We start from the raw sequence: 13865 nt of genomic DNA, 5'->3' as shown, positions 1-13865 counted from the left end.
TCAAAGTGTGACTCTACCTACCCAAATACCTATCCTTAATATCCAAATATACCAATATATTCTATTATTCTATTGGCTATATCCAAAGAGTTGTCGTACCCGCCGCTTTGTAGTCTTTACTGCTTTCTCGTCTTTATCTGCTCCTATAAACCGTCTACCAAGCAGAACTGAACAGACGGCAACAGTACCCCCTCCAACACAAAGGTCAGCTACGGTATTTCCGGGGTCTGTAAATCGCTGTATAAGCTCAGATACCAGCTCTTCAGGTGTTCCCCATTCGTGATGCATTTTATCAGTAGCACTATCACTGGTAGGTCTGTTTATGTAATCGGATATTATATCGCCACTGTATTTACCTTTGACAAACCAAAGCACAAACCGAATCTTGCTCTGTACTTTTAACCAACTTACAGACGTAGGAGAGCCTTGCGGTAATGGACACGTTAAAAGCCAGTGATAGCGTAACCTCTTATCAGACGACAATGCGTCCATAACCTCAGGTAGACAGCTACCCCCTACAAGAACAAGTAAATTGCCTCCATCACGGAGTTTACTGGCAGCAACTTTACTTATACCTTCGCACACCTCAGGCGACGATTTACCCCANCAAGAACAAGTAAATTGCCTCCATCACGGAGTTTACTGGCAGCAACTTTACTTATACCTTCGCACACCTCAGGCGACGATTTACCCCACGGCGGGTCACATATACATAAATCAACGCTATTATCCCTTATCCAGTCAAACTGTCCAACCTGCCTGACGTCAGCAACCCTGATATCTACGTCATTTATGTTCAAAACTACTCTTGCATCCTTACGTTTTTGCCTTTTCTCTCTTTCAAGGTAAGCCTGTGCGACACAAGGACTTTTTATTTGTGGGTGTGTCATCATATAGTCAAGCACATCAAGCCTTTTAATAGCGCGCAGTCCTCGTGGATTCAAAGTTTCCAATAAGCCTTTATTTGCTTGTATATACGGGTGGTTCATCCACTCCTCGTCCTCATTAGACAGATGGTCGAATCGACCACTTTGAATCATTTCTTGACGCACCCTACCGACCGTGGAATGAGAAACACCCAATGCACGAGCGACGCTTCTATCGGACAGTTCCCAAGCGTTTTTTAGATATTCTTGGATTTTCTTTTGCTTTTCAGTTAGTCGAGCTATGCCTATCACCTCCTCTACGCAGATTTTAACACATACTACACACATTAGGCCAGTCTTACCTGTGCTAAATATCTTAGGACGATAAAGAACACTCGCATTTTTTATTAGTAAAATCCCCCGCAAAATCAGGCCATTCATAAAACACCCCATAAAAACGAGTTTATTGGGGGTATATCAATGGCAAGAGGACAATCAGCAGTAGCATATACATTACCAAGAGGTGGTGTATGCGTGGCTGAGAAGAATAAGGAAAGAAAAAAGAATAATGTTGTAGAGGAGTTTAAGATAGGCAATACCCGTATAAAGATATGTGATGATTATTGCTATAATCGCAGCGATAAAGACATTGAGGATATCTTAGCTAGTATAGCCCGCAAAGCACAGGAGCACTTTTCAGTAGCAGCGGAGCAATAATAATATACATAAGCATAAACGCCCGCAATTCCTTTAATTCCAAGGGGTTGCGGGTATTTTATTGGCTATCACTTATAACATTATGGTACTAATTCTTCAGTTCCAATATCTGTAAGAATAGCTTTAGCTTGATTAGTAGGCATGGTCCATCTTTGGGTAAGATATCTTATTCCAGCTGATAATTCTCCATCAGGACCTCCAAATTGTTCTAAAATCATAGCTGCAAGAGTAGGGTTGCAACTATCAACTTTAACTGGATATTCTAATTTCTTTTCATAGATCCACATGACATATCCTCCTTACATGTATGTTCATTTTCCCAAGGCCAAGGAGATTCTATCCATTGCCAAGGATATTGGCTAGGAGCATATCCGAAATTAGTTAATGGGCCAAATTGTCTTTCGTACATAATCTTAGCGTTCATTAATTCTTGAGTAAGTTTATTATAGTCCATAAGAGCTTGTTGATGGGTAGGATGGGTATCTAAATATAAATTAAGTTCAATTACTGCAAATTCTAATTCTTGTATTTTTCTTAAGCATTGTTCCCTATGCATTATATCCATATATATCCTCCTTTATTTATTTTTTGAATATGGTTGATAAAGATTAGGAAATAAGGTTCCTTTTTTTAATGCTTCATTTAATGGGAATAAATTATCATAAGGTTGATCTAGAATATAAGTCCTAGCGAGTTGAATATTTTTTGGCATTACAGGCATCATGGGAAAAGGCATGTGTTTTGGCATATTATTAGATGTATTCATTAAACGCACACTCCTTTATTTTTTTATAATATTTTATACATAAATAGGAATAAATGTGAAAAAATTATATGATTTTTAAGATATAAAATATGTTGTAACTATAAATTTAACACTATATAATAATGATTGATTGTTATTTTAATGTATAATAGACATACTATTTATAGATAATTTTATTTAATGAAATTGTTGAATTAAGTATAAATTTCAATTTATCTATAAAAAAAACAAGGAGGAATAGAATTGGAGAAAGAATTTCGTTCAGGATTTGTAACTTTAATAGGAAGACCTAATGTAGGGAAATCCACATTGATGAATACTCTTGTAGGAGAAAAAATAGCTATTATGTCTGATAAACCTCAAACTACAAGAAATAGAATACAAAGTATTTTAACTAAAGATGATTTTCAAATAGTATTTATTGATACTCCAGGTATTCATAAACCTAAGCATAAATTAGGAGAATATATGGTAAAAGTTGCTTCAAACACTTTAAATGAAGTGGATATAGTATTAATGCTTGTAGAACCTTCTAAAGTTATAGGACAAGGAGACAGATTTATAATTTCTCAATTAGAAAATATTAAAACTCCTGTGGTTTTAGTTATCAATAAAATTGATACAGTAGAAAAAGAAACATTATTAGAAATAATAGATTCATATAAGGATCTTTATAACTTTGCTCATATAGTTCCTATTTCAGCATATACAGGAGAAAATTGTGATAGATTATTAAAAGTAGTTAGTGAAATGCTTCCGCAAGGGCCTAAATATTTTCCAGAAGATATGATTACTGATCAACCAGAAAAACAGTTAGTGGCAGAGTTAATTAGAGAAAAAGCTCTTCATTTATTACAAAAAGAAATCCCTCATGGAATTGCAGTAGAAATAGAAAGTATGAATAGTCGAGAAAATAAGGATATAGTTGATATTCAAGCAGTTATATATTGTGAAAGAGATTCTCATAAGGCAATTATAATTGGGAAACAAGGTTCTATGTTAAAGCAAATTGGAAGTAGAGCAAGAAAAGATATAGAAAGACTTTTAGGATCAAAAGTATTTTTAGAATTATGGGTAAAGGTGAAAAAGAATTGGAGAAATGATTTGATTAAATTAAAAAATTTTGGATTTGATACAAAATCTATTTGAAAAACCATAAGGGCTGTATTACAATAAAATCGTGAACTTAAAAATGGGGTGAAAAAATGGAGCAGATAAAATTGTTGGATGAAATTAAAAATTTAATTGAGGGTAATAAAAATAGAGAACTAATAGATATAATACAAGACCTTCATCCAGCAGATATTGTAGAAATTCTGCTCGATTTAGATGAAGAAAGTCAAAAATATTTTTTTAAACTTCTTCCCCATGATATAGCAGCAGAAGTCTTAAATGAGGTGGATGGAGATACATTTTCATCAATTCTTGAAGTTTTAACAGAAGAAAAAACTACAGAAATTCTAGATGAAATGTCTTTAGATGATGTAGCAGATATTCTTGGAGAATTATCAGAAAATGAACAAAGCAAAATTATAAAGTTATTTGACCACGAAGATGCTACTGACATCCGAGATTTAATGCATTATAGTGAAGATACAGCTGGTGGTATTATGACCACAGAGTTTGTATCTGTTAAAGAAGATATGACTATATCTCAGGCTATAGAAGAACTTAGGAATATGGCAAGTGAAGCAGAAACGATTTATTATGTTTATGTTACAGATTATATTGGAACTTTAGTGGGAGTTTTATCTCTTAGAGAAATTATTATTAGTAACCCCAATTTACTTGTATCTGAAGTTATGCAAAGTAATGTAATATACGTTAATGTAAATATGGACCAAGAAGAAGTAGCAAAGTCAGTAGCAAAGTATGATTTGCTTGCAATTCCTGTAGTAGATGATGATACAATTCTTCAAGGAATTATTACTGTTGATGATATTTTAGATGTTATGGAAGAGGAAGCTACAGAAGATATTTATAGAATAGCAGGTACTAGTGAAATCGAATATAATGAAAATGATACTAATATTAATCATTTAGTATCTTCTGTGAAATCGAGACTTCCATGGCTTATGATAACTTTAGCTGGAAGTTTTATAACTGGTGCAGTTATTACAGGATTTGAATCTCAAATAAGCAATAATGCTGCATTAGTAAAGTTTATGCCTGCCTTAACAGGGATGGGTGGAAATATAGGAACTCAGTCTTCTACTCTTACAGTAAGAGGAATTGCAACAGGAAGAATAAATAGTAAAGAAATTTCTAAAAATCTATTTAGGGAGGCTTTAGTTGGGATAGCTATAGGAATTGTTTGCGGAATCGCTATTAGTCTTTTTGCAGGATTTGTATTTAATCAACCTCAGTTGGGGTCAATTGTAGGGATAGCTATGATTGCAAATATGCTTACTGCTTCCATAATAGGAACTTTAGCACCATTAATTTTTAAAAATGTTGGTATTGATCCTGCAGTTGCATCGGCACCATTTATTTCAACTACTATTGATATTACAGGAAATATTATTTATTTTACTTTAGTAAAATTAATGACATAAATTAAATATTTATTAATTATTTTGTCAAGGGATATAGTACTGGTAAGTTTTTTGTAGTATATAAAGCAGTTAAGAGGGTACCCTAATAGTATAAATTTAAAGATAGGGGGAACTCATATGCTTAAAAAAATATTTTGGGATGTTTTTCAAAAAACAGGTAGTATAGAAGCTTATCTTGCTTCTAAGGAATGTGAGCATAATGATTATGATTTAGAAATCTCTAAGGAAGTATTTCCTAATATAAAAAGTGAAATATATAGAAAAGATATAAAGAAAGATGAATAATATGAAACATATTAGTGTAAAAGGATTAGTTATAAAGGAAATTAATGTTGGAGAATCAGATAAAATTATTAAAATATTTACTAAAGATATAGGGAAAATATCAGCTTCAGCAAAAGGAGCAAGAAAACAAAAGAGTCATTTAATTGCAGGAACTCAAATTTTTTCGTATTGTGATTTTTTGATTTATCAAGGGAAAAATTATAATATTATACAGCAGTTAGAAGTAATTAATATATTTCATGGCATACGAGAGGATATAATAAAATTAACGTATGCCTCATATTTTTTAGAATTATTAGATGGAGTTACAGAAGAAAATCAGCCAAATAAAGAGCTTCTTTTACTTACATTAAAAACTTTATATGCTTTAGAAAAAACTAGTATAAATCCTAAATTAATTGCTAGAATTTACGAATTAAGACTAATGTCTTTAATAGGTTATATGCCAGAAGTTATACAATGTGTAAGTTGTAGAAATAAAGAAAATATATATAGATTTAGCTCTAAATTAGGAGGAGTTATTTGTAATAATTGTGTTAAACAAGATGAATATCCACATAAAATGTCTAAGACTACATGGTATACTATTCAATACATATTGTTTTCTGATCTAAATAATTTATTTAAATTTACTATTAACGATTCCACATTAGAGGAATTAGAAAAAATAACTAAAAACTATATGTCATATCATATAGAAAGAAAATTCAACACTTTAGATTTTTTAAAAGAGATAGAAGATTTTTATGGTTAATTTTATATTGACAAAATTTAATGAATTTGTTAGATTGATTAATGATAATTTTAAATAATGAAAATAAAGATACTGCGATGATAAAGAGGAGTAACTAAGTTAATTTTACAAAGCGAGTCAGGGATGGTGGGAGCCTGATAAAATTGCTTAGTGAAGGGCACTTTTGAGCAGAATGATTATTAAAGTGGATGCATTGCATCAAAAAGGGTGGAACCGCGGAAGTAAAACCTTTCGTCCCTTATTTAGAAGGGATGAATAGGTTTTTTTATTTATGCAAATATTAAAATGCAAAGCAGGAGGTTTAAATATGGAAAAAAACATGGAAAAAATTGTTGCTTTATCTAAGTCAAGAGGATTTATTTATCCAGGGTCAGAGATTTACGGAGGATTATCTAATACATGGGATTATGGACCTCTAGGAGTAGAACTTAAAAATAATATAAAAAAGGCTTGGTGGAAAAAATTTATTCAAGAAAATCCTTATAATGTAGGCGTGGATTGTGCCATTTTAATGAATCCTCAGGTATGGGTAGCTTCAGGACATGTAGGAGGATTTAATGACCCTCTTATGGACTGTAAAGACTGTAAAGAGAGATTTAGAGCAGATCAGTTAATAGAAAATTATATGAAAGAAAATAATATAGAAGGCTCTGTAGATGGTTGGGATAATGATAAGATGAAAAATTATATTGATGAAAATAATATAAATTGTCCAAATTGTGGAGCTCATAATTTTACAGATATAAGACAATTCAACCTTATGTTTAAGACTTTTCAAGGAGTTACAGAAGATTCTAAAAACGTTGTTTATTTACGTCCGGAAACAGCCCAAGGTATTTTTATTAATTTTAAAAATGTACAAAGAACTAGTAGAAAAAAAATACCTTTCGGTATAGGACAAATAGGAAAATCTTTTAGAAATGAGATTACTCCAGGAAATTTTATATTTCGTACTAGAGAATTTGAACAAATGGAATTAGAATTTTTCTGTGAACCGGGTAAAGATTTAGAATGGTTTGATTACTGGAAAGAATTTTGTAAACAATGGCTTTTATCTTTAGGAATTAAAGAAGATAACATTAGAATAAGAGACCATTCTAAAGAAGAGTTGTCCCATTATAGTAATGCTACTTCTGATATAGAATATTTATTTCCTTTTGGATGGGGAGAACTTTGGGGTATAGCAGATAGAACAGATTTTGATTTAAAACAACATCAAGAGCATTCAGGACAAGACATGAGTTATTTTGACCCTAATACTAATGAAAAATATATTCCTTATTGTATTGAACCTTCTTTAGGTGCAGATAGAGTAACCTTAGCTTTTCTTTGCGAAGCTTATGATGAAGAAGAAGTATCAAAGGGAGAAGTAAGAAAAGTTCTTAGATTTCATCCTGCAATAGCCCCTGTAAAAGCTGCAGTTTTCCCACTTTCTAAAAAGCTTTCTGAACAAGCATTTAAAATATATGAAAAATTAAGTAAATTATACAATGTAGAATTCGATGAAAGTGGAAGTATTGGTAAAAGATATAGAAGACAAGATGAAATAGGAACACCATTTTGTATTACTTATGATTTTGATTCTGAGACAGATGGTGCAGTAACTATTAGAAATAGAGATACTATGGAACAGGAAAGGGTAAAAATTGATGATTTAGAAAATTATTTAAAAGAGAAATTATATTTTTAAAAAATTTTTTAAAACCCCTATAAATTTTAAATATTTATGATATAATCAAGAATTGGATAGACAAAACTTACATATAGATAAAAATAGATAGATATGTCCCCCAATAAAAATAGTTTTGCCTATCTATAAAATAAATACTTTACAGGAGGTAATTTCAATGAGCAAACAGTTTGTTTACATGTTCAGTGAAGGAAATGCATCAATGAGGAATTTACTTGGTGGTAAGGGTGCTAATTTAGCAGAAATGACAAGATTAGGGCTTCCTATACCACAAGGTTTTACTGTTTCAACAGAAGCATGTAATGAATATTATAAAAACAACCAAAAAATTTCTAAAGATATTGTAGAGCAAATAGAAAAAGCTTTATCAAAGTTAGAAGAAATTTCAGGCAAAAAATTTGGAGATATTAAAAATCCATTATTAGTTTCTGTTCGTTCTGGTGCAAGAGTTTCTATGCCTGGAATGATGGATACAATTTTAAATTTAGGATTAAATGATAAAGCAGTTGAAGGATTTGCAGAAGCTACACAAAATCCAAGATTTGCTTATGATTCTTATAGAAGATTTATTCAAATGTTTGCGGATGTTGTTATGGGTATTTCTAAATCTAAATTTGAAAGAGTTTTAGATGAAATAAAAGAAGAAAAGGGAGTAGAATTTGATACTGATTTAACAGCAGAAGATATGAAAAATGTTGTTGTTAAATTCAAAGAATTATATAAACAAGAAAAGGGAGAAGATTTTCCGCAAGATCCAAAGATTCAATTAATGGAAGCAGTTACGGCAGTATTTCGTTCTTGGAATAATCCTCGTGCCATTGTATATAGAAGAATGAATGATATTCCAAATAGTTGGGGAACAGCTGTTAATGTTCAAATGATGGTATTTGGGAATATGGGAAATACATCAGGAACAGGAGTTGCATTTACAAGAAATCCTGCTACAGGAGAAAAAGCAATTTATGGTGAATATTTAATTAATGCACAAGGAGAAGACGTAGTTGCTGGAATTCGCACTCCAAAACCAATTAAAACTTTAGAAGAAGATATGCCAGAGGTATACAAGCAATTCTTAGAAATAGCTAATAAACTTGAAAAACATTATAAAGATATGCAAGATATGGAATTTACTATTGAAAATAAAAAATTATATTTTCTTCAAACTCGTAATGGTAAAAGAACAGCTGCTGCAGCATTAAAAATAGCAGTAGATTTAGTTGATGAAGGTCTTATTACAGAAGAAGAAGCATTACTAAAAGTTGATCCAAAACAATTAGACCAATTACTTCATCCAATGTTTGATATGCAAGCTTTAAAAGCTGCAAAACCAATTGGAAGAGGACTTCCAGCATCTCCAGGAGCTGCAGCTGGAAAAGTATATTTTACTGCTGAAGATGCAAAAGCTGCAAAAGAAGCTGGAGAAAGAGTTATTTTAGTTCGCCTTGAAACATCTCCAGAAGATATTGAAGGAATGGCAGCTGCGGAAGGTATTTTAACTGTTCGTGGAGGAATGACATCTCATGCTGCTGTAGTAGCTAGAGGAATGGGAACTTGTTGTGTATCTGGACTAGGCGAAATTAAAATGAATGAAGAAGAAAAATACTTTGAATTAGGTGGAAAAATTATTAAAGAAGGCGATTACATATCATTAGATGGTTCTACTGGTAATGTTTATGGAGAAGATATTCCTACAGTTGAACCTAAGATTTCAGGAGATTTTGCTAGATTTATGGCATGGGCTGATAAAACAAGAACACTTCAAGTTAGAACTAATGCAGATACACCAAAAGATGCTAAAAAAGCTGTTGAATTTGGAGCAGAGGGAATAGGATTAACTCGTACAGAGCATATGTTTTTTGAAGAAGATCGTATTCCAAAGGTTCGTAAAATGATTCTTTCTAAAACAGAAGAAGAAAGAAGAAAAGCTTTAGAAGATCTTCTTCCATTACAAAGAGAAGACTTTATTGGAATTTATGAAGCTATGGAAGGACGCCCAGTGACTGTACGACTTTTAGATCCACCTCTTCATGAATTTTTACCACAAGAAGATGAAGATATTAAAGAATTGGCTAAAGATATGGGAGTATCCTTTGAAGAATTAAAGAATACTGTAGAATCTTTACATGAGTTTAATCCAATGATGGGTCATCGTGGATGTCGTTTGGCAGTATCTTATCCTGAAATTGCAGAAATGCAAACAAAAGCAATTATTCAAGCTGCTATTAAAGTTAAAAAAGATAAAGGATATGATATAGTACCAGAAATTATGATTCCATTAGTAGGAGAAATAAAAGAATTAGAGTATGTTAAATCTGTTGTTGTAAAAACAGCTGATGAAGTAATTAAAGAATCAGGAATAGATTTAAATTATAAAATAGGTACAATGATTGAAATTCCAAGGGCTGCAGTTACTGCAGATGAAATTGCTAAAGAAGCTGAATTTTTCTCCTTTGGAACTAATGACTTAACACAAATGACTTTTGGATTTTCTCGTGATGATGCAGGTAAATTCTTAGAAGATTATTATGAAAAACAAATTTACGAATTTGATCCATTTGCTAGATTAGACCAAACAGGAGTAGGAGCATTAGTTGAAATGGCAGCTCAGAAAGGTCGTTCAACAAGACCAGATATAAAATTAGGTATTTGTGGAGAACATGGAGGAGATCCTTCTTCTATTGAATTTTGTCATAGAATAGGATTAAATTATGTATCTTGTTCACCATTTAGAGTACCTATTGCAAGATTAGCAGCAGCACAAGCAGCTGTTAAAAATAAAAATTAATTATTTTTATAAGTTGCTAGGTATTGTCTTTTGTTTATAAAAGACAATACCTATTTATTTGCAAAAAATTATTGTTTAATACATTATTAATAATTTTAAAATATAGCATAATAGAAAAACAAAAAAGAGTATTATTCCTTTATTTTTAAGGAAAATACTCTTTTTTATTATAAAATATAATTAAGTGAATTTTTAATTAAATTATATTTATAATTACAATTCTAAAGAACAAGGTGTTGTACATCCTAAAGAAGCTTCTACTGTAATATCTGCTTCTATAGGGAAAACTCCTGCTCCTAGGAATATTTGATTGTCAGAGGAGGTAGGAGTAACGGATTCTACGGTGTTTTGTATAGATACTTGATTAAATACGGAAGTAGACACTACAGTAAATTTAATTGTTTTTTTAATGGATCCACCAGAAGGTATAGAAATATTATTACAAACAATATTAATTCTTAATGGACCAACTAGATCGGTATTTACAGGAACTATTTCTTGGCTATTAGCAAAGGTTGCTGTACATCCGTCAAAACTGGTAAATCTAAGGGTGACGCCACTAGGAATAAAGATATTATCTACTATATCTACAGTAGTAGAAGGAGATTGACCAACAGATGATAAGGTAACTTGGAATTCTCCAGTATTAGTATCAGTTATTTGGCAACATTTTGTAGTATTAATTTGTACAGCATTTAATGTAGTTGTACATGTGGCAGTAGCTTCTGTGTCAGTTGCTGATGCCTGTGCTGTATTAGATATACGATATATTCCAGGAACTTCAATAGCTGTAATAGGAATAATATAGTTAATATTTACAACTTGACTTGGATCAATATTTCCTAAATTTCCACTAATAATAATTTCGCCAGGTAAAAGAGTGTTAACAGTCAAATTACCGGGAGTAACAATAATATTGCCCAAGGTAAAGTTATTAGGAATGGTTAAAACATCCCTAAATTGAACATTGTCTAATCTTGCGTTACCAATATTACTTACAGTTAATTGATAATTTAATATAGCTTCATTATTTTGAATAGTATAATTGCAATTTTTAGAAATACTTAAAGTTCCTTGTGGATTACATTCTGGTACTAAAAATCCACCATTACAGTCAAAAATCAATAAATCTGTAGATGCTTTTACGTCTATTGGTTGAGTAGCAACAGGGAAATTTCCATTTATCTCTCACAAACCCCTTTATCAAAGCGATCGTTTGTTTCAATTTTTAACCATTTAAATCCTTCAGGAGCAAGACCGAAGTTAGGGTCATCTGTAATCAATTCAAATTCTATTTCTGTAAATTCTCCACAGCCATCAATTTTTTCACTTACAATAATGTTTTCAATAGGAATAGATGAGCAAATAGGAATTAGAATATTACTAATTGCACTAGTATCTTGATCACAGTCGGTTAAAAATTTATAACTCCAGTAAGATTTTCCACTTTCAGGGTCAAAACAGGGGTTATTAACTACTCGACCATCTGGAATAGTTTGACATTTAGGTTGCGCTACTGAAATACCATTTATAGAGCCACAACAATTTAAGTTTTCATGAGGAGTACAATTACATTCTTGAATAATATCTGCCATAAATATGACACCTCCTAATTATTTTCTACAATATTATATGAAATAAGAACTTTTATGTTACCAAAAGGGAAAGAATTTTGTATAAATTTTGATATATGATATATTTTAATAAATAAAATTCATATAAATAAAATTAAGTTTAATATAATAAATATGTTTAAAATCCTATTCTTTTTTGATAGATTTGAAGGATTTTGAAATAAAGTGTAGTATATATAAGATAAAAGGGTTTCTAAGGATGTTAGATAGGTGGTGAAATAGATGAATCTCAGAGAGATACAAGAAAAAAGAGAAGAAGAATTTTTAAGTCCTTATGCAGTTAAAAGTAAAAATAGTAGAGGCAGAAAAATAGAAGAAAAAAAATGTGATGTACGTACAGATTTTCAAAGAGATAGAGATAGAATTATTCACTGCAAAACTTTTAGAAGATTAAAACATAAAACTCAAGTTTTTATTTCTCCAGAAGGAGATCACTACCGAACTAGACTTACTCATACATTAGAAGTTTCTCAAATTGCAAGAACTATAGCGAGAGCTTTATCATTAAATGAAGATTTAACTGAAGCTATTGCCCTAGGTCATGATCTTGGGCATACTCCTTTTGGCCATGCGGGAGAACAAGTTTTAAATGAAATATCTCCTTTAGGATTTAAACATTATGAACAAAGTCTTAGAGTTGTTGATATATTAGAAAGAAATGGGAGAGGATTGAATCTTACATGGGAAGTAAGGGATGGAATTATTAATCATCCAACTAAAGGAACTCCTAGTACTTTAGAAGGGAAAATTGTTCAATTATCAGATAAAATTGCATATATAAATCATGACATAGATGATGCAATAAGAGGAAAAATTATAAAAGAAGAAGATCTACCTAAAGATTGTATTGAAATTTTAGGAGATAATTTTAGCAAAAGAATTAATACTATGATTAGAGATATAATTAAAAATAGTATAGGGAAACCTGATATTATTATGAGCAAAGAAGTAGAAAGAAGTATGAAAAAATTACGTAAATTTATGTTTGAACATGTGTATATAGGTTCTTTAGCAAAAAAGGAAGAAAAAAAAGCTCAACATATTGTAAAACAGTTATATAAATTTTTTGTAAAACATCCTGAAAAGATTCCTAAAGAATTTTATTCTATTTATGAAGAAGAAAATAAAACAAAAGAAAGAATAGTGTGTGATTATATAGCAGGGATGACGGATAGATATGCTATAAAAAAATATTGTGAAATATATGTACCTTCTTCCTGGAATATTTATTAAGAGGGGAAAATATGAAGAACATTAGAATTGTTATAGATGGAGATAGTTGTCCAGTAATAAAAATTATCGAAGATATATCAATAAAATATAATATTACTGCTATTTTATTTTGTAGTTATTGTCATGTACCAAATAAAAAAAGTAATATAAAATATTGTATTGTTGATTCATATCCACAAGCAGTGGATTTAGCTATTATAAATGATATAAAAAACGGAGATATTGTAGTTACTCAAGATTATGGGTTGGCATCCATTGTTTTATCTAAAGGAGCAAGAGCAATTTCTCCTAATGGGAAAATTTACTTAAATGAAAGTATAGATATATTGTTATATAATAGACATTTAAATAAAGAGATAAGAAAAGCTGGAGGAAAAATCAAAGGAAATCACAAAAGAAATAGAAAAGATAATATTAATTTTGAAAGAAATTTAATAAGACTTATAGAAGATACTCAAAATTTACTATGAGAAATATATTAAAAATTAAAATAAATATATATTTTTTTATGTAATTTTTATAAAGATGAAAAATATTAAAATTGTTGAAGGATTAAAAGGTATTATGTCGAAATAATTAA

General features: G+C 30.6%; 15 protein-coding genes and 1 other annotated feature. Of the genes, 9 read left to right on the top strand and 6 right to left on the bottom strand.

Annotated features, from left to right (window positions below):
- Positions 1 to 69: 69 nt before the first annotated feature.
- Positions 70 to 492, bottom strand: a complete 423-nt coding sequence (locus OM90_RS13520) for a DNA methyltransferase (RefSeq protein ID WP_242860876.1) — start codon at positions 490 to 492, stop codon at positions 70 to 72.
- A gap of 854 nt (positions 493 to 1346) precedes the next feature.
- On the opposite strand from OM90_RS13520, the gene OM90_RS07995 reads away from it, so the two are divergent.
- A complete protein-coding gene (locus OM90_RS07995) occupies positions 1347 to 1583 on the top strand; it encodes a hypothetical protein (RefSeq protein ID WP_058486374.1) in 237 nt (78 codons plus the stop codon).
- An 80-nt stretch (positions 1584 to 1663) separates the two neighbouring features.
- On the opposite strand, the gene OM90_RS07990 is transcribed toward OM90_RS07995, so the two are convergent.
- Genes OM90_RS07990 through OM90_RS07980 form a run of 3 tightly spaced genes read right to left on the bottom strand, consistent with a single transcriptional unit; the run spans position 1664 to position 2349 of the window.
- A complete protein-coding gene (locus tag OM90_RS07990; RefSeq protein ID WP_058486373.1) occupies positions 1664 to 1870 on the bottom strand; it encodes a manganese catalase family protein in 207 nt (68 codons plus the stop codon).
- Positions 1846 to 2148, bottom strand: a complete 303-nt coding sequence (locus OM90_RS07985) for a spore coat protein CotJB (RefSeq protein WP_058486372.1) — start codon at positions 2146 to 2148, stop codon at positions 1846 to 1848. The genes OM90_RS07990 and OM90_RS07985 overlap by 25 nt, the downstream gene beginning before the upstream one ends.
- A 12-nt stretch (positions 2149 to 2160) precedes the next feature.
- Positions 2161 to 2349 (bottom strand): spore coat associated protein CotJA, encoded by a 189-nt coding sequence (locus OM90_RS07980; protein WP_058486371.1) that lies wholly within the window; start codon positions 2347 to 2349, stop codon positions 2161 to 2163.
- A 243-nt stretch (positions 2350 to 2592) separates the two neighbouring features.
- Between OM90_RS07980 and era the strand changes: the two genes are divergently transcribed.
- From era to ppdK, 6 genes are all read left to right on the top strand, one after another.
- Positions 2593 to 3498 (top strand): GTPase Era, encoded by a 906-nt coding sequence (gene era / locus OM90_RS07975; protein ID WP_058486370.1) that lies wholly within the window; start codon positions 2593 to 2595, stop codon positions 3496 to 3498.
- A 56-nt stretch (positions 3499 to 3554) separates the two neighbouring features.
- Entirely contained in the window at positions 3555 to 4904 is a 1350-nt protein-coding gene (gene mgtE, locus OM90_RS07970; protein WP_058486369.1) for a magnesium transporter, read from the top strand.
- Between the two features lie 117 nt (positions 4905 to 5021).
- Positions 5022 to 5189: a YqzL family protein gene (locus tag OM90_RS12600; RefSeq protein ID WP_144428564.1), complete on the top strand. Its 168-nt coding sequence runs from the start codon at positions 5022 to 5024 to the stop codon at positions 5187 to 5189.
- 1 nt (position 5190) lies between these two features.
- Positions 5191 to 5943, top strand: coding sequence for a DNA repair protein RecO (gene recO, locus OM90_RS07965; protein ID WP_058486368.1), 753 nt, complete (start codon positions 5191 to 5193; stop codon positions 5941 to 5943).
- A 68-nt stretch (positions 5944 to 6011) separates the two neighbouring features.
- Positions 6012 to 6185: a binding site (T-box leader), on the top strand.
- A 65-nt stretch (positions 6186 to 6250) separates the two neighbouring features.
- Complete coding sequence (locus OM90_RS07960) at positions 6251 to 7633, top strand: glycine--tRNA ligase (protein WP_058486367.1); 1383 nt, start codon at positions 6251 to 6253, stop codon at positions 7631 to 7633.
- 157 nt (positions 7634 to 7790) lie between these two features.
- Entirely contained in the window at positions 7791 to 10418 is a 2628-nt protein-coding gene (ppdK, locus tag OM90_RS07955) for a pyruvate, phosphate dikinase (RefSeq protein ID WP_058486366.1), read from the top strand.
- Positions 10419 to 10631: 213 nt separating this feature from the next.
- Here ppdK and OM90_RS07950 read toward each other — a convergent pair whose 3' ends face one another.
- Complete coding sequence (locus tag OM90_RS07950; protein ID WP_058486365.1) at positions 10632 to 11543, bottom strand: hypothetical protein; 912 nt, start codon at positions 11541 to 11543, stop codon at positions 10632 to 10634.
- A gap of 56 nt (positions 11544 to 11599) precedes the next feature.
- Positions 11600 to 12013: a hypothetical protein gene (locus OM90_RS07945; protein ID WP_058486364.1), complete on the bottom strand. Its 414-nt coding sequence runs from the start codon at positions 12011 to 12013 to the stop codon at positions 11600 to 11602.
- Between the two features lie 261 nt (positions 12014 to 12274).
- Here OM90_RS07945 and OM90_RS07940 point away from each other — a divergent pair, with 261 nt between their 5' ends.
- A complete protein-coding gene (locus OM90_RS07940; RefSeq protein ID WP_058486363.1) occupies positions 12275 to 13285 on the top strand; it encodes a deoxyguanosinetriphosphate triphosphohydrolase in 1011 nt (336 codons plus the stop codon).
- A gap of 11 nt (positions 13286 to 13296) precedes the next feature.
- Positions 13297 to 13755: a YaiI/YqxD family protein gene (locus tag OM90_RS07935; RefSeq protein WP_058486362.1), complete on the top strand. Its 459-nt coding sequence runs from the start codon at positions 13297 to 13299 to the stop codon at positions 13753 to 13755.
- Positions 13756 to 13865: the final 110 nt, after the last annotated feature.

Origin of the sequence: Defluviitalea phaphyphila (genome assembly GCF_001466305.1) — a bacterium.
GTDB classification, from domain to species: Bacteria; Bacillota; Clostridia; order Lachnospirales; family Defluviitaleaceae; genus Defluviitalea_A; species Defluviitalea_A phaphyphila.
Note: the sequence above shows the minus strand (reverse complement) of the source record. Positions and strands in the feature narration are given on the sequence as shown.